The 15,212-nt window shown below is 67.0% G+C and carries 15 protein-coding genes; 7 read left to right on the top strand and 8 right to left on the bottom strand.

Annotated features, from left to right (window positions below; all coding sequences use genetic code 11):
- Nucleotides 1-51 precede the first annotated feature (51 nt).
- The 3 genes from ABMA10_RS12660 to ABMA10_RS12670 are packed head-to-tail and all read left to right on the top strand — an operon-like array spanning nt 52 to nt 1,951.
- Complete coding sequence (locus ABMA10_RS12660) at nt 52-807, top strand: GntR family transcriptional regulator (protein ID WP_347869122.1); 756 nt, start codon at nt 52-54, stop codon at nt 805-807.
- Complete coding sequence (locus ABMA10_RS12665; RefSeq protein WP_347869121.1) at nt 804-1,646, top strand: sulfite exporter TauE/SafE family protein; 843 nt, start codon at nt 804-806, stop codon at nt 1,644-1,646. Before ABMA10_RS12660 ends, ABMA10_RS12665 begins: the two co-directional genes overlap by 4 nt.
- Entirely contained in the window at nt 1,643-1,951 is a 309-nt protein-coding gene (locus ABMA10_RS12670; RefSeq protein WP_347869120.1) for a hypothetical protein, read from the top strand. The genes ABMA10_RS12665 and ABMA10_RS12670 overlap by 4 nt, the downstream gene beginning before the upstream one ends.
- Before the next feature lie 282 nt (nt 1,952-2,233).
- On the opposite strand, the gene ABMA10_RS12675 is transcribed toward ABMA10_RS12670, so the two are convergent.
- Complete coding sequence (locus ABMA10_RS12675) at nt 2,234-3,292, bottom strand: alpha/beta fold hydrolase (protein ID WP_347869119.1); 1,059 nt, start codon at nt 3,290-3,292, stop codon at nt 2,234-2,236.
- Nucleotide 3,293: 1 nt separating this feature from the next.
- Nucleotides 3,294-4,514 carry an MFS transporter gene (locus ABMA10_RS12680; protein WP_347869118.1) on the bottom strand — a complete coding sequence of 407 codons (1,221 nt, stop codon included), beginning with the start codon at nt 4,512-4,514 and terminating at the stop codon, nt 3,294-3,296.
- A 92-nt stretch (nt 4,515-4,606) separates the two neighbouring features.
- On the opposite strand from ABMA10_RS12680, the gene ABMA10_RS12685 reads away from it, so the two are divergent.
- A complete protein-coding gene (locus tag ABMA10_RS12685) occupies nt 4,607-5,173 on the top strand; it encodes a TetR/AcrR family transcriptional regulator (RefSeq protein ID WP_347869117.1) in 567 nt (188 codons plus the stop codon).
- A gap of 112 nt (nt 5,174-5,285) precedes the next feature.
- On the opposite strand, the gene ABMA10_RS12690 is transcribed toward ABMA10_RS12685, so the two are convergent.
- Nucleotides 5,286-5,696, bottom strand: a complete 411-nt coding sequence (locus tag ABMA10_RS12690) for a winged helix-turn-helix transcriptional regulator (RefSeq protein ID WP_347869116.1) — start codon at nt 5,694-5,696, stop codon at nt 5,286-5,288.
- Nucleotides 5,697-5,802: 106 nt separating this feature from the next.
- Between ABMA10_RS12690 and ABMA10_RS12695 the strand changes: the two genes are divergently transcribed.
- Complete coding sequence (locus tag ABMA10_RS12695) at nt 5,803-6,639, top strand: enoyl-CoA hydratase/isomerase family protein (RefSeq protein ID WP_347869115.1); 837 nt, start codon at nt 5,803-5,805, stop codon at nt 6,637-6,639.
- Between the two features lie 74 nt (nt 6,640-6,713).
- On the opposite strand, the gene ABMA10_RS12700 is transcribed toward ABMA10_RS12695, so the two are convergent.
- On the bottom strand, nt 6,714-7,103 hold the full coding sequence (locus ABMA10_RS12700; protein ID WP_347869114.1) for a hypothetical protein: 390 nt from the start codon (nt 7,101-7,103) through the stop codon (nt 6,714-6,716).
- A gap of 79 nt (nt 7,104-7,182) precedes the next feature.
- On the opposite strand from ABMA10_RS12700, the gene ABMA10_RS12705 reads away from it, so the two are divergent.
- Nucleotides 7,183-7,629, top strand: a complete 447-nt coding sequence (locus ABMA10_RS12705) for a MarR family winged helix-turn-helix transcriptional regulator (protein ID WP_347869113.1) — start codon at nt 7,183-7,185, stop codon at nt 7,627-7,629.
- Between the two features lie 37 nt (nt 7,630-7,666).
- Here the strand turns inward: ABMA10_RS12705 and ABMA10_RS12710 are convergent, their stop codons facing one another.
- Nucleotides 7,667-8,140 (bottom strand): MarR family winged helix-turn-helix transcriptional regulator, encoded by a 474-nt coding sequence (locus ABMA10_RS12710; protein ID WP_431030602.1) that lies wholly within the window; start codon nt 8,138-8,140, stop codon nt 7,667-7,669.
- 55 nt (nt 8,141-8,195) lie between these two features.
- On the opposite strand from ABMA10_RS12710, the gene ABMA10_RS12715 reads away from it, so the two are divergent.
- Entirely contained in the window at nt 8,196-8,738 is a 543-nt protein-coding gene (locus ABMA10_RS12715) for a DUF6790 family protein (RefSeq protein ID WP_347869111.1), read from the top strand.
- A gap of 583 nt (nt 8,739-9,321) precedes the next feature.
- Here ABMA10_RS12715 and ABMA10_RS12720 read toward each other — a convergent pair.
- The 3 genes from ABMA10_RS12720 to leuS all read right to left on the bottom strand — a co-directional run bounded on the left by ABMA10_RS12720 (nt 9,322) and on the right by leuS (nt 15,163).
- Complete coding sequence (locus ABMA10_RS12720) at nt 9,322-11,766, bottom strand: ComEC/Rec2 family competence protein (RefSeq protein WP_347869110.1); 2,445 nt, start codon at nt 11,764-11,766, stop codon at nt 9,322-9,324.
- Complete coding sequence (locus tag ABMA10_RS12725; protein ID WP_347869109.1) at nt 11,763-12,479, bottom strand: helix-hairpin-helix domain-containing protein; 717 nt, start codon at nt 12,477-12,479, stop codon at nt 11,763-11,765. Before ABMA10_RS12725 ends, ABMA10_RS12720 begins: the two co-directional genes overlap by 4 nt.
- Before the next feature lie 122 nt (nt 12,480-12,601).
- On the bottom strand, nt 12,602-15,163 hold the full coding sequence (gene leuS, locus ABMA10_RS12730; RefSeq protein WP_347869108.1) for a leucine--tRNA ligase: 2,562 nt from the start codon (nt 15,161-15,163) through the stop codon (nt 12,602-12,604).
- Between the last annotated feature and the right edge of the window lie 49 nt (nt 15,164-15,212).

Raw genomic sequence — 15,212 nt, forward strand, 5'->3', positions numbered from 1 at the left:
GCTTTGCCCGCTCTGACGAGTTATTATGACAACATGATACAAGCTAGGAACATGGCATCGAATGGACCTCTCTACGCGCAGATCGAGACGGCCCTGACCTCTCGACTCGGGGTCGATCTGCACCCTGGCGATCGTCTCCCCACTGAGGACGACCTGATCGCGGAGCACGGCGTGAGCCGGATCACCGTGCGCCGTGCGATCCAGAACCTCGCGGCACGGAACCTCGTGGTCACCAAGCGCGGCATAGGCAGTTTCGTCGCAGCCCCGGCGTTCAGCCAGCCGTTGACCGCACTGACCGGATTCGTCGAAGACATGGACGCACACGGCTTGACCTCCACCGCCAACGTGCTCCTCGTCGAGGAGATCGCGGCACCAGCCCACGTACGTGAAGCCCTGGAGCTGCCGCTCGGAGCGCAGGTCGTGCACATCGACCGCGTGCGCCTCGCCGCCGGGCATCCGATCTCGTTCGACGAGACCTACCTCCCCCTCGAGTTGGGGCGTCTGGTTGCCAAGGACGACCTGGAGAACGAGCCCATCTTCACGCTCCTCGAAGCGAGCCACGCTACTCCCCTGATCGAAGCCGCATATGCCCTGCGCGCCAGCACCGCCGACGAGGCTGTTGCCGAGGCGCTCGCGGTCGCTGAGGGCAGCGCTATCTTCCGCATCGAGCGGACCAGTTTCACCACGGGCCAGAAGCCCGTCGACTACGAGATTCTGCACTACCGCGGTGACGCGATGACCTTCACACTGCGGCTACCGCGAACGGGCGCGGGCGCGAGCGCTGGGGCTGGGAACACGCCGCAGTGAGCCTCGAGCTCTTCGCGATCCTGCTCGTCGGGTCGCTCGCCGCCGGCGCTCTCGGCAGCGCCCTCGGCATGGCCGGCGGCATCTTCGTCGTACCGCTGCTGACCCTGGTCGCGCACGTCCCGTTCCCCGCCGCGGTCGCCGTGAGCCTCGTATCGGTCATCGCCTGCTCGTGCGCGAGCGCACCCGGGTTCCTCGCGGCGGGGCTCACCAACCTGCGCTTGGCGCTGGTTCTCGAGGTGTTCACCGCTCTTGGCGCGCTGGTCGGCATGCTGATGATCGGCCTGGTTCCGAGCACGATGCTCTTCGGCATCTTCGCCGCGGTGCTCCTCGTCTCCGCGATCCAGATGATCGCCGGACGACGCGAACCAGTCGTCACCGATACCGGTGCGTCCCGGCATCCCCGTCTCGACGGAGTGTTCCGGGAACGCGATGGGCTGGCCGTCCCCTACCGCGTGACGCGGTTGTCGCTCGGGATGACGTTCATGTTCGGGGCAGGCACCCTGTCTGCACTGCTCGGCATCGGCAGCGGGGTGTTGAAGATCCCGGCGATGGATGCTGCGATGCGGCTGCCGATCAAGGTCTCGAGCGCGACGGCGAACCTGATGATCGGCGTCACGGCCTGTGGCGCCGCTGCGGCTTACCTTCTCGCCGGGACGCTCGATCTCGAGCTCGCCGCACCCGTCGTCCTCGGCTCCCTCGCGGGTTCTCTCCTCGGAGCGCAGGTACTCATCCGCCTCGCCGGTCCTGTCCTGCGCGTCGTCTTCACCGTGGTGCTCGTCGCTCTCGCGATCCCGATGACCGCCAACGCATTCGACCTCGGATGGGGCGTCGTCGCATGAACGAGCGCTCGACAGCACACGAAGACGAGCGAGCACTCGCACGACGAATCGCCGTGCTCATGCGCATCGGCACCTCAATGGCGGCGGTGCTGCTGACGATCGGAGTGACTCTGCTGGGCGCTGGAGCGCAGACTCCCGGCCGGGGACTCATCACCGCCGGTTGCGCGGTACTCGTTCTGCTCCCCGTCGCACGACTCGTGCAGATGGCCTCGCACTACGCGCACACCGACAAGGTGTTCATGCTGGTCAGTCTGCTCGTGCTCGCGCTCGTCGTGACGGGTGCGGTGACCGGGCTCGGAGCCTGATCGTCGGTCCAACTCGGCTCCGCAGGCCCGTTCCTCGAACGCGCTTATCGTGACGTGAGATCACCGGGGACCGCTGAAGCGACCAAGCCGGCGATGAACTGCGGAAGGTCCGAGACCGCGATTGCGAAGACCGGATCATTCGCGTCTCTCACGAAGATCTCGATCGTCTCGACCTCGCCTGTATCGGAGCCCTCCCCGATCACGCTGACGATGGTCCAACGCTCGTGCCGTGTATTGCGGAAATGGTCAAACTCCGGGTTCGTCATTGCACCCTCCGATGCGTTATTCAGCTCTGGTCAGTCCGGATGCACTCAACCACGCTCGAATCGCCCCGACAAGCTCGTCGCTTCGCTCCTGCGGGAGCCAGTGGCCCGCGGGCAGACTGGTCAGGGTGAGACTCGTGCACGTCTGGCGCATGGGATCCCCCTGCGCGTTCCCCTCGATGCTGCAGATGAGATCCCAGTCCCCGTTGACGAACAGCACCGGCATGGAGAGTCGCCCGCCGTCGCGCGCCGCCCTCGCGAAGACGATGTTCGCCTCGTCGTTGGCGTACCACGCACAGGGGCCATGGAAGCCCCCCGCTTCGAAGGCGCAGACCAGCGCGTCGAAGTCCTCATCAGACCAGATCGACCGGTCAGGTTCCACGGCTGGCGCGCGGCGGGCGGATCCGAAGCGTCCGCCATTCCTGCTGACCGCGGCCGAGGGTGACGGCGAACCGACCGCCTGCGGATCCCCCGCTCGGAAGATTGACGCAAGAGACGCGGGTACATCGGCGTTGAGATCGGTGACCGCCTCGTCGAAGTGCGTCGTGTACTGGCGGTAGTAGTCCCACTGCCCATCAGGATATTCGTCGTACGGGTAGACGTTCCGGTCGACCAGGCGGACGAGGTTGGTTAGTGCGTTCGAGCCTGGGAAATATGCCCAGGAGACCAAGACGACGCCGCGTACTCGGTCTGGTTCGTGAGACGCGAGTGCGCCGGCGACGATGCTGCCCCAGTCGTGGCCGACCAAGACCGCCGGTTCCCCGCCAAGGTGGTCCTGAAGCTCGACCATGTCCGCGACGATCTCCTCGATCCGGTACGCGTCGGTCGCGTCGGGAGCGGAGGAGCCGCCGTACCCGCGCATGTCCGGGGCGACGCAGTGCCACCCGTCGGCCGAGAACGCCTCCAGTTGGGCGCGCCACATGAGACCGATGCCCGGCCAGCCGTGCAGGAACAGCATGAGGGGGCCGTCTGACGGTCCGGCGCTCAGGAAGCGTGTGCGGTTGCGCTCGGACGCGAACGTATGGAACGTCATGACTGCTGATCGCGGGTCCACGATCGGATCGACGGATTCTGTCATCTCAGGTCCTCTCATCGGGGTGGTCGGTGCGCGTAGGGTGCACCGTGCGTCGTCTCCCGTGTGCGGCGCTCGCGGAGGCGATGCCGATCAGGGCGAGTTCGAACGCGCCGTATGCGACGGTCGTCGTCCGAAGACCGACGACCTCGACAGCGAGCCCCGCTATGAGCGCGGGGATGCTGAATGCGAGGTAGCTGACGATGTACATGGTCGCGAAGACGCGCCCCCGCTCGGCAGCGGGGGCAGCGTCGGCCAGCGTGCCGACGGCGACACGGAAGGTCGCTCCGAAGCCGAAGCCCGCGATCACAGATCCGGCAGCGTACAGCGGAAGCACTTCGAGCGCCGTCGCGGGGATCGTCACGAGCACGCCCGTCGCGAGCGCCCCGTACCCGGACCACCGCTGCGCCCACGCGGGCAAGGCCGTCTGAACGGCGGAACCGAGGATGCCCGCTGCGAAGAACGCGCCGAGCACGAGACTGACGGTGAAATGGCTCCGCACGCCGAGCACGGTCCTGATGACCGACGCACCGAGGGACAGGTACAGCCCCGCCAGTGCCCAGGTCGCCGCGATCGAGGGGAGCAAGGACCGGAACACAGGGCGGAGGTCTCGAGGAAGCCCCACGCTCGGGACGACTGACCGCCGGACCGAAGCCCACGTCGGGGGCTGACGGTGCGTGGGCTCGGGCACGGCCCACACGAGCGCGGCCAGCAGCGCATAGGCGGCCCCGAAGACCCAAAAGACGAGCTGGCGCGGGTGCGGCGCGAACTCGACGAGGGTGCCGGACAGGACAGCGCCGATCGCGATGCCGAGCGGTGCCGCCGTGCCGCTCATCACCGAACCCGTCCGCGCGTTCGGCGCGGCGTCGGTGATCATCGCCGTCGTCGTCCCTGTCGCGGCGCCCACGGCGAAACCTTGGATGACTCGGGCGGCGATCAGTCCGCCGGTTCCGTCGGCGACCGCGAAGAGGACCATCCCGCAGCACAGCAGCAGCAGGGACGCTGTGGCCACAGGCCGACGACCGACGACGTCGGACAAGGATCCGACGGTGAGCAACGCGCCGAGGAGAGCGAAAACGTAGACGGCGAACACCAGCGTCAGCGTCGCGGACGAGAAGCCCCACAGCCGTTGGTACACGGGGTAGAGGGGCGACGGCGCAGATGCCGCAGTGAGAGTCGCGACACCAGCCGAGGACGCGATGAGGAATCGCGACGAGCGATAGGGCACGAAACCTCCCCTGGGAAAGCCAATATTTTTGCGTTAGTGACGATAGTCAGGTACGGCTGTAAAAGCAATGAGTTTTGCTTAGAATGGTGATCGTGCAGGAGCGAATGATCGGACAGCGGCCCGGCGGCCGAAGCAGTCGGGTCCTGGCCGCGATCCACACTGCGGTCGGCGAGCTGGTCGGGGCGGGAGTGGACCGGATCACGTTCCCGGTCATCGCCGAGCGAGCTGGCGTGAACCCGACGACGCTCTACAGGCGGTGGAATGATGTCAACGCACTGCTCGAGGAGGTCACGGTCGGCGCACTGACACGCGACGGTGAAGCGGCGCCCGACGTCGGCACTCTGGAGGGCGATCTGGCCGCCTGGGCCGACGCCATCGTCACGGATATCGCTCGCCCGGAACGCGCCCGATATCTCCGCGCGATGGTCGGGGCGCGAACCGAACTCGTGTCGCACTGCGCGGTCACCGATCGTCGGCGCGAGCAGGCACGCGACGTGATCGACCGCGCACACGACCGAGGGGAGGCCGCCCCGACCGAAGGGCAGGTGATCGACCATCTCATCTCACCGCTCTACTACCGCGTCATCTTCGCGCTGCCCGTTGACGAGGAGTACGGGCATCGGCTCGTGCGCGATGTCCTGGCTATGATCCGCGGATGACGACGATCGTCGTCGGCCTGGACCCGCGGCCTGCCAAGTCCGAGTAGGGGTAGCGGTCGGCTCGGCTCCGGCTGAAATTGTTTGACCCCTGGCAGCGGGGACGCCTTCATGCTCAGGCGACGTCGTCTGTTGCGTGTGCATCATCGCCGTCATAGCTGAACTGGGCGGCACGGACCTCGGCCGAATGCTCCACGGTCCAGTCATAGAGTTGCCCGAAGGGGCCCTGCAGAGACGCGCCCAACGGCGTCAATGAATACTCGACGCCGACGGGCGAGGTCGGGAGTACCCGTCGCTCGACCATGCCGTTCCGCTCCAGGCGGCGCAGGGTCTGCGTGAGGACGCGCTGGGTGACGCCGTCGAGGCGACGTCTGATCTCATTGAACCGGGTCGGCTTCTCCAAGACGGCCATGGTCATCATGGACCACTTGTCTGCGATCTGATCGAGGATCGGACGGCTCGGGCAGTCGGCGGCAAAGACGATCGACGACCTGGCGTGAGCATCGTACGAGCTGGTGTCACTCATGTGCCTTGGTATCTCCAAAGTGCGTTGTTGACGGTTCTCGCGGGGAAGAGCGAGCATGGGTATGCAAAGAATACCCACACGCCTTGCGCATACGGATGGAGCATCGATGGACATGGACAAGTACTCCACACTGCGGGTCACGGTCGCGGATCGCATTGCCAAGGTGGCATTCGACAACCCACCTGTGAACGTGATCGGCGCTGTGATGATGCGCGAGCTCGCCGACCTCATGAGCGCCCTCGACGAAGACCGGCGAGCGAGGGTGGTCGTGTTCTCGTCGGCGAATCCGGACTTCTTCCTCGCACACGTGGACATGCACATCCTCGACGAAGCGGAGGTCTTGCGCGAGCTGACGGAAGCTGCTGCCACCCAAGGGAACAACGCCTTCCAAGCCATCGGAGAGATGCTCCGAAACCACCGCCTCGTCACGATCGTCAAGCTGGTGGGAAAAGCCCGTGGCGGCGGCGCGGAATTCGTGGCGGCGGCCGATATGGCCTTCGCGGCGCGGGAGACAGCGGGGATTGGCCAGATCGAATCCCTCATGGGGATCGTGCCCAGCGGAGGCGGAATGCAGTATCTGTGGGAACGCGTCGGACGCAATCGCGCATTGGAAGCGATTCTGACGGGAGATCTCTTCGATGCTGACACCGCAGCCTCCTACGGCTGGATCAACCGCTCGGTGCCGGCGGAAGAGCTCGACGCGTTCGTCGACCGAATCGCACACGTCATCGCCCATCTTCCCGATGGCGTCGTCGACGCGGCGAAGGCGGTGCTCCCGCCTTCGGATCTGCACGCCGGGTACGCGCGTGAGGAGGCCGAATGGTCAGCGCTTATAGCTGGACCGCTTGCCATTCCGCTGATGAACGCGGCGCTCGCTGCAGGCGCCCAGACGCCCGAGGGTGAAGCGGATCTCGAGACGCTGATGCGGTCCTTGGCAGCCTGAGGGGCATTGTCGTCGCGAAAGCCACCTCAGGCACGGTGGCGGGCCAAGCGCCGACTTCAGCGGCCTCGCCGCTCTCAGTAACGTGCCCTTCCGATGCCGCGATCCGCTTCGGTTCCACTGATCATGTGCGTGACTTCGTGCACCTCGGAGAAGCGACCGTCTGCGGCGAGGGCACCGAAGAGGTACACCTCCTGCACGACCGCTGCCCCGTCGGTCTTCGTGATGCGTGCTTCGTGACGGTCCGAGTAGGCGTGGTCGCGCTCGATCTCGTCGAGCACCCTCAGTTCTGCATGATCGACGATGTGACGGAGATGCGCGATATGTTCCGCGAAGCTGGCTCGGTCGCTCCAAACGCCATCGGTTCGTTGCCGATAGTCGTCGGAGAAGTGACGCGCGATCGCCTCTTCGACGGAGATTTCGCGGTTGTTGATGAGGTCGTTCAATGCTGCAGCGATGCTTGCCATGGTCACGTTCCATTCTGTGCTATCTGCACAGATCTGAGAGTAGCGCTTTCCGTGCAAACCGCACAAGTATGCTCGAGGCATGCAACCTGCACCCTCGATAGCGGCTTCCCTCGGTCTCATCCTCAATCGGAGCTTTCGCAAGGACCTGCACCGAGAGCTCACGGTTGACGTCGCCGACGGGCTCTCAGAGGCAACGTACCCCGTGCTCAGCGCCCTTGAGCGAGCGAACGGACCGGTCTCGGCCGCGACGCTCGCGCCACTGCTCGGCTTGGACAGGTCCGTCGTCAGCAGGCGCGCGGCCAGGCTGATCGACACTGGACTCATCACTTCGACCGCCGGTGAAGGCGACCGGCGGCAGGCGCTGCTGACACTCACGGTCGAGGGTGCGCTCGCGGTCCAGGAAACGCGTCGGCGCCTCGATGTGGCAGTCGCGCGTCACATCGAGGGCTGGACAAGCTCCGAACGGGAGGATTTCGCAGTGCTCCTCGAGCGCTTCGCGGGTACGCCACTCGGCGATGCAGGGTGAGGTCTCGACCGCTTCTCAGCGCCGTCAGGCCCCGTCCTCATGCGGGAGACTCCAGCACCGTGCGCCCCTTCACGCCCGGCGAAGACCGCCGATCTGAGCTCAGCAGTGCGGCGAGGTGCTGCGAGTCGGAGAGGTAACGCTCGTACGGGAAGTCCTGCCGGATGAGCCAGTCCCGCAGTTCGGTGGCCATGGAGACACCGGTGGCATGGAACACGTCCTTGCCAGCCTGCGTCGCGGACACCAGCCGCCGCCGTGCGTGCGCCGGATCCGTCACGATCTCGACGTAGCCGGCTTCCTGGAGCCCGCGCAGCGCGCGCGACGCCGCCGCATCCGAGAGACCAAGGGACTCGGCGAGGCGGTGCTGCGTGGTACCCGGCGCCTCCTCGAGCGTCCCGATGAACCGCAGTTGGGTGTACGTCAGCTGCGGTTGATCGGCAGCCATCCGGTCGCGCGCGAGGTCCCCGAGGATCGCGACGATTCGGTGCAGTAGGTCAGCCAGTCCGTCATCCATGGAAGAAGCATACACAGTGTTGCGCGCGCAATGTTGCGCGTGCAAGACTGCGTGCATGTCCACTTCAATGTTCATCTTCCAAACGTCCGTACCGGCCCTGTGGCTGCTGATCGCCGTCATCGGGGCGAGCATCCACTCGTCGCGGTCAACAATGCTCACGCGACTGGAGGTCTGGCAACGTTGGTGGGCTGCCGCGGCCCTCGGCTGCGGCAGCGCCTGGATGACTGTGTCGTTCCTCCTCATCCCAGGCGTGATGACCACGGCGATCGGGTTCCAGGAGACACCGTTCGTGACCGAGATCGCGTTCGCCAACCTGGGGCTCGCGATCGGCGGCTTCCGGGCCATCCACGCCGGTCGACGTGAACGGATCACCATCGCGCTGATGGCCGGCATGTTCCTGTGGGGCGCCACGATTGGCCACCTCTACCAGTCGTTCGCACACGGGAACTGGGCCCCCGGCAACACGGGCGGCGTCCTCCTCTACGACCTGGTCATTCCTGCCGTGATGCTCGTTCTGGCGCTGCTCAGCCGTCCCGCACTGGCCAGTGCCGTTGAAGGGAGCGATCACGTGCAGCCAGCGGAGCTGAGAGCACGCTGATCGCGACGGCGCGGAGGCGGTGGCGGTGGCGCCGAGAGCTGGGCCACCGTCACTGCCACGGGCCTGGCGGGGGCTGGCCCCGCTCTCTCATCACATTCGCCGCACCCTCTTTTCACGGCGATTGCAGGTCACGTTGAAATACCTTGTGGATACGTGCGCGGATCGCTGCAAGTCGAAACGCGAGGGAGAGACTTGGGTCGAAGCGGCCGTGTGCAGTCGAGATGACCGTCTGGCGCGATAGTCCGGTGGCCGTCGCGCGAGCCTCTTGCGTGAGTCCAACTGCGGCCCGTCGCTCTGGAAGATTGTTGTTCATCGGACGGCGTTGAGGTGGCGCTTGAGAGAGGCGCTCCGAGCGAAGAAGCTCAAAGACGGCCGCGTGACGCACCGGCCAACCCTCATCAACGATCAGACGCGCGATGCGCAATCGTTGGCGTGGCATCAGAGCAGCACTAGCGTGCGACATCGAAGATTTCCTCGTTCGGAACGAACCTGAGCAGCTCCACTCCAACGCAGGAGGTCCTCTTCATCTCTCAACGACTACAGCGAGTCGTCACAACTCAACCAACGTCCCCGGGCAGTACATCTACCGGCGCGCACCGACGTCGACGTCGGGCGCAGCGGGCGAACGCGGCGACCAGACACGGAATCCATCATCTCCACTCGGCGCGATCAGGATCGTACCCAACTGGTCCGTTCGGACCACGCTTCCTCCGGTCGACTCGTACAGCTCGAGCGCCGAACGCGTCGGGTGTCCGTACCCGTTGTCGGCGCCGACGGACACCACCGCAACCGTCGCGCCGATACGGCGCGCCAGGCGCTCGCTCTGATCTGCAGAGCCGTGATGCGACACCTTGACGATGTCCACGGCACTTCCGATCCGGTGGCGAGCGAGCAGACGGTCCTGGGCCTCCTCACCGAGATCGCCGAGGAGCAGCACAGCCGCCTCGGGGAGTTCGAACCGCACCACGACGCTGGCGTCGTTCCCCGGCGCGACGCGGCCGGCTGCCGGGTCCGGCCACAGCACGCGCCACCGGAGACCATCCGCTGCGTCTCCCGATACACCTTCGTCCCCTGCCGCGGCGGCATACACAACCGCACCCGTCTCCTGCAGCGCTCGGACGATCCGCTCGTCCGTGGGATCGTCGAACGGGCCGACCAGCACGTCGACGACATCGCCGAGGACCGCCTCGAGCCCGCCGACGTGATCGGCGTCGTAGTGGGACAGCACGAGGAGGTCGATACGACGGATCCCGAGGTCGTCGAGACAGGCGCGCAGCGGTGCAGGGTCCGGGCCGACGTCGACCAGGGCGACGGCTCCACCGCCTCGGACGAGCACCGCATCACCCTGTCCGACGTCGCAGGCCGCCACGACCCAGTCGTTCGGGCGATGCAACGCCGTCCCGAGGACCGCGCCGACCGAGCCGGCGCCGACGATCACCGCGAACAGCAGCAGACCGATGCCGAGCGCGCGGGACACCACTCGCGGCAAGTCCTGTCGGAAGAGCAGGAGGGTCGCGATCGCCACGGTCGGGATGGCCAGCAGCGCGACCCCGGGCGGCCCCTCTGGCCACGGGAGACGCGCTGCCGACGCGGACGCGAACGACTGCGCGACCGCGGCGATCCACGTCGCCGGAAGCCACCCGAGCCATGCGACCCCGATCGCGATCGGCGTCGAGACGAGGGCGACCAGACAGGCGACGAGACCGAGGAGCGTCGCCGGCGCCGCGGCGGGCCCGGCAAGCAGGTTGGCCGGAACGCCCGCGAGCTGGATCGCGGGGTCGAGCAGGACGAGCATGGGCTGGCAAGCGAGCTGAGCTGCCGTCGGCACCGCGATCAGGATCGCGAGACGACGAGGTATCCAGCGCGACAGCACGTCGGTGAGCGGTCGGCTCAGCAGCAGGAGGCCCGCCGTTGCGAGCACCGAGAGACCGAACCCGTACTGCCCGGCGAGCCACGGGTCTGTGACCAGGAGCACGATGACCGCGATCGACAACGCCGCGAGCCCTCTGGCCGGCCGTCCGAAGCCGCCCATGACCAGGACCAACGTCGCCATGAGCGCCGCACGCTGGACACTCGGCTGCGGTGTGACGATCACCACGAACGCGGCCAGAGCGGCAAGCGCTAAGACGAGACGCAGGACACGTCCCGCACCGAGCCGCGTCGCCGCTGCGGTGACCAGCCAGACGATCAGTGCGCAGTTCGCTCCGGACACCGCCGTCAGGTGGGAGAGGGAACTCAGCTGCATGGCCGTTCCGATCGTCTCCCCGACGCGGCTGACGTCGCCGATGGCCAGGCCGGGAAGCAGCTCACCGCCCGCACCAGGCAGGCGCTCCGCCACGGCGACAAGCCCTGCACGGAGGGCGCCCGCCCACGCGATCAGGTCCGGAGGCCCGGCCACGCGTTCCGCCGATACCGACGCGAACATCAGCGCCGCTCGGGCATCGGCAGGTTCGTTCCAACGCAGGGACCCGCTCACCACCCAGTGTTCGCCGATCCGAGGGACGCGGTCGTCGATGGTCGGCGCGAACACCATGATCGGGACGGCGAACCCGTCGCGGCGGTGTGCGCCCTCGGTCGAAGCCACCAGGTCCGCTGAGAACCGCATGGAGGGCTCGCTGCTCCCCGACCCCGAGCGGAGTCCGTCGGCGGTGACGACGAGCTCGGCGATGAGCGTGGAACCGTCCTGCGCTCGGAGCTCGAAAGGTTGACGACCCGGCGCGTGTGTGGAGACCGATGCGGCGACGAGCCCGACCGCTGCGAGACAGCAGGCACCCAGCAGGATCGGCGTATGGCCGCTGGCCATCGCACCGGTTGCTCCGCGCCGCACGACCAGCACCCATCCGACGCTCAGGGCGGCCAGCGCGAAGGTGAGCACAGCGACGAGCGGCGCCGTGCTCGGTGTACCGATGCAGAGCGCTCCCCCGATCCACGCGCAGGCTGCGGGGACGAGCAGCCGCGGGAACACCGGTGACGCCGGCGTCGTGAGGTCGGGCGCGGACCCGGGGTCGGGCCGCGTCTGATCCCTCACACCGTCGCCGAGTCGCGAAGCCCGTCGAGTGTCTTCGCGCCGATCCCCTCGACCGCGCTCAGATCGTCGACAGCGGTGAATCGTCCGTTCGCGTCGCGCCAGGCGATGATGCGCGCGGCGAGCGCCTCCCCGATCCTCGGCAGCGACGCCAGCTCGGCAGCTGTCGCCGTGTTCAGGTTCACGAGTTGTGCGCCGTCGGCCGCTTGTCCGGGCGAACCGCTGGCATCCGCGCCAGCGACCGGCTCACCGGTGAGCGGCACGAACAATTGCTCGCCATCACTCACGAATCGTGCAAGGTTCACGCCGGCCGGATCGGCGTCGGGTGACATCCCACCCGCCGCCGCGATCGCATCGAAGGCTCTCGAGCCGTCGGGGACTCGATAGAGGCCGGGTGCAGCCACCGCACCCAGCACGTGGATGTACAGTTCGTTGCCCGCGGATGTGGACCGCGGAGCAGTTGTCGGCCCCTCGTCGTCCGGCGCGGCAGGCTCGAGCGGGCCATCCTCGCCGACCAGTTCGGTGCCGCCGATCGTCTGCACCGTCCCGCCCGAACCGGACAGGGAGACGAGGACCGCGACGACCATCGCGGAGATCACGAGGACGACCACCGCCCCGGCCCGGAACTGCGACCGCGGCAGCCGCCGCCCGACTCGGGATGTGATGGACGACGTGGATCTCGCGGCACCGTCTGCTGGTTCGTGATCGAGGCTCATGCTCGAACGGTATGGCGTCGTCGTTCCGAGCCAACGAATCAGGCGCGCCCGTCCGTCGTGATGATCAGGATGGCGGCCTGTGGAGGACGTTCGGGGCGCGCGTCTGCCCGCCCCGAACGGCGTCAGCCCTTCGTGGAGATGCTCACCACCCGCGGCGCACGGACGACGACGTTCACGATCTCGCGGTCTCCCACAGATCGCAGCACGGCGGCGCTCGCGCGAGCGAGCTTCTCGAGTTCCTCGCTGGAGATCTTCGGAGACACCTCGAGTCGGTCGCGCACCTTGCCGTCGACCTGCACGACCGCGGTCACCTCATCCTCGACGAGGAGCGAGCGGTCGGCCTTCCGCCACGGCACGAGGGAGATGGAGGGCTCATACCCGAGCTTCGCCCACATGTCCTCCGCGGTGAACGGCGCGAACAGGTCGAGTGCCATCGCGGTGACCTCGGCGGACTCACGGACCGCCGCATCCCCCGCTCCGGCGCCGCTGTCGATCACCTTACGCGTCGCGTTGACGAGTTCCATCAGACGAGCGACGACGACGTTGAACTTGCCGGCCTCGATCAGACCGGGAGCCTCGGCCAGGAAGTGGTGCGTGGCCTTACGGAGCTTCTCGTCGCCGTTCTTCCAAGCGATGTCAGGCGAGGAGGTGACGTCGTGCGCGATGCGCCACGCACGGGCCAGGAACTTCGCCGAACCGGCCGGCGAGACATCGTTCCAGTCGATGTCGTCCTCCGGTGGCCCGGCGAACGCCATCGTGACCCGGAGCGCGTCGGCACCGTACGAGCGCAGCTCCTGGGCGAACTCGACGAGGTTGCCCTTGCTCTTGCTCATCTTGGAGCCGTCGAGGATGACCATCCCCTGGTTGAGGAGGGCGCTGAACGGCTCCGTGAAGCCGACCTTGCCGAGATCGAAGAGGACCTTGGTGATGAAGCGCGAGTACAGCAGGTGCAGGATCGCGTGTTCCACACCGCCGACGTACTGGTCGACCGGCGCCCACTTGTCCGCCTCCTTCGGGTCGAACGCGATCTCATCGGAGGTCGGGTTCAGGAACCGCAGGAAGTACCACGAGCTGTCGACGAAGGTGTCCATCGTGTCGGAGTCACGCTTGGCGGGGATACCGCACCTCGGGCAGGCGACATTGATCCAGTCCTCGGCGGCGGCGAGGGGGCTCATACCCTTCGGACGCAGATCGAGGCCGGCGGCGTCTGGCAGCCGCACGGGCAGCTGATCTTCGGGCACGGGGACTTCACCGCAGACATCGCAGTGGATGATCGGAATCGGGGTACCCCAGTAGCGCTGGCGGGAGATGAGCCAGTCGCGCAGACGGTAGTTCTTCGTCTTCTCGCCGAGACCACTCGACGCGAGCGCCGCGGTGACCTTGGCGATCGCGTTGGATTTGCTCAGGCCGTCGAACGGACCGGAGTTCGTCAGTCGGCCCTCGCCGGTGAGCGCGACGCCGGTCTTCGCTGGATCGATCGACGGGAGGTCGTCCGGGAGTTCACCGTCCACGATGATCGGGATGGCTCCGGTCACGGGCTGCGTCGTGTCGACGACGACCCGGACGGGCAGGTCGAACGCGCGTGCGAAGTCGAGGTCGCGCTGGTCGTGTGCCGGAACGGCCATGATCGCGCCGTGACCGTAGTCGGCCAACACGTAGTCGGCAGCCCAGATCGGCAGACGCTCACCGTTCAGCGGGTTGACCGCGTACCGCTCGAGGAAGACCCCGGTCTTCTCCCGATCGGTCGCGAGTCGTGCGATCTCGCTCTCGCCCTTCACCGAGTCGAGATAGGCCTGGAACCGGCCGCGCACCTCATCGGAGCCGTCGGCGACGAGTTCTGCCGCGAGCTCGGAGTCGGGCGCGACCACCATGAAGGTGACGCCGTACAGGGTGTCGGGGCGCGTGGTGTACACCGAGACGACCTCGTCGCGACCCTCGATGCTGAACGAGACGTCCGCACCGGAGGATCGTCCGATCCAGTTGCGCTGCATGCTGAGGACCTTGGTCGGCCAGGTGCCCTCGAGCTGGTTGAGATCATCGATCAGGCGGTCAGCGTAGTCGGTGATGCGGAAGTACCACTGCGTCAGCTTCTTCTTCGTGACCTCGGCGCCGCACCGCTCACAGTGGCCGTCGACGACCTGCTCGTTCGCGAGCACGGTCTGGTCGTTCGGGCACCAGTTCACCGGGCTCGCCTTGCGGTACGCGAGCCCCTTCTCGAACAGCTGCAGGAACAACCACTGGTTCCAGCGGTAGTACTCGGGGTCGCTCGTGTGGAGTTCACGGTCCCAGTCGAACGAGGGGCCGTACTGACGGAAGCTCGCCTTCTGCTGGGCGATGTTCGCGTAGGTCCACTCGCGGGGGTCGACACCGCGCTGGATGGCGGCGTTCTCGGCGGGGAGTCCGAAGGAGTCCCAGCCGATCGGGTGCAGGACGTTGAACCCCTGGTGGCGCCAGTACCGAGCGACGATGTCGCCGAAGCCGAATGCCTCCGCATGCCCCATGTGGAGGTCGCCGGACGGGTACGGGAACATGTCGAGCACGTATTTGCGCGGACGCTTGTCGGCAGGGTCGTCCGTCGCGAACGGCTTCAGCTCGTCCCAGACGGGAAGCCACTTCTCCTGGATCGCCTGGAAGTCGTACCGCTCGCCGTCGCGGCGTTCGTCGGGGTTGCGCTCGTCTGACACGTCACTCTCAATCACTGCAGGTGCGGGGGTGGACGCCCGTGGGCTGCTC

Origin of the sequence: Plantibacter sp. RU18 (genome assembly GCF_050613355.1) — a bacterium.
Lineage (GTDB): Bacteria > Actinomycetota > Actinomycetes > Actinomycetales > Microbacteriaceae > Plantibacter.

What these genes read in the sequence shown, in the direction of transcription:
- ABMA10_RS12675 (WP_347869119.1), bottom strand. Translation starts at nt 3,292, where the DNA reads ATGACAGAATCCGTCGATCCGATCGTGGACCCGCGATCAGCAGTCATG.
- ABMA10_RS12695 (WP_347869115.1), top strand. Translation starts at nt 5,803, where the DNA reads ATGGACATGGACAAGTACTCCACACTGCGGGTCACGGTCGCGGATCGC.
- ABMA10_RS12705 (WP_347869113.1), top strand. Translation starts at nt 7,183, where the DNA reads ATGCAACCTGCACCCTCGATAGCGGCTTCCCTCGGTCTCATCCTCAAT.
- ABMA10_RS12690 (WP_347869116.1), bottom strand. Translation starts at nt 5,696, where the DNA reads ATGAGTGACACCAGCTCGTACGATGCTCACGCCAGGTCGTCGATCGTC.
- ABMA10_RS12670 (WP_347869120.1), top strand. Translation starts at nt 1,643, where the DNA reads ATGAACGAGCGCTCGACAGCACACGAAGACGAGCGAGCACTCGCACGA.
- ABMA10_RS12725 (WP_347869109.1), bottom strand. Translation starts at nt 12,479, where the DNA reads ATGAGCCTCGATCACGAACCAGCAGACGGTGCCGCGAGATCCACGTCG.
- ABMA10_RS12715 (WP_347869111.1), top strand. Translation starts at nt 8,196, where the DNA reads ATGTCCACTTCAATGTTCATCTTCCAAACGTCCGTACCGGCCCTGTGG.
- ABMA10_RS12710 (WP_431030602.1), bottom strand. Translation starts at nt 8,140, where the DNA reads ATGGATGACGGACTGGCTGACCTACTGCACCGAATCGTCGCGATCCTC.
- ABMA10_RS12660 (WP_347869122.1), top strand. Translation starts at nt 52, where the DNA reads ATGGCATCGAATGGACCTCTCTACGCGCAGATCGAGACGGCCCTGACC.
- ABMA10_RS12700 (WP_347869114.1), bottom strand. Translation starts at nt 7,103, where the DNA reads ATGGCAAGCATCGCTGCAGCATTGAACGACCTCATCAACAACCGCGAA.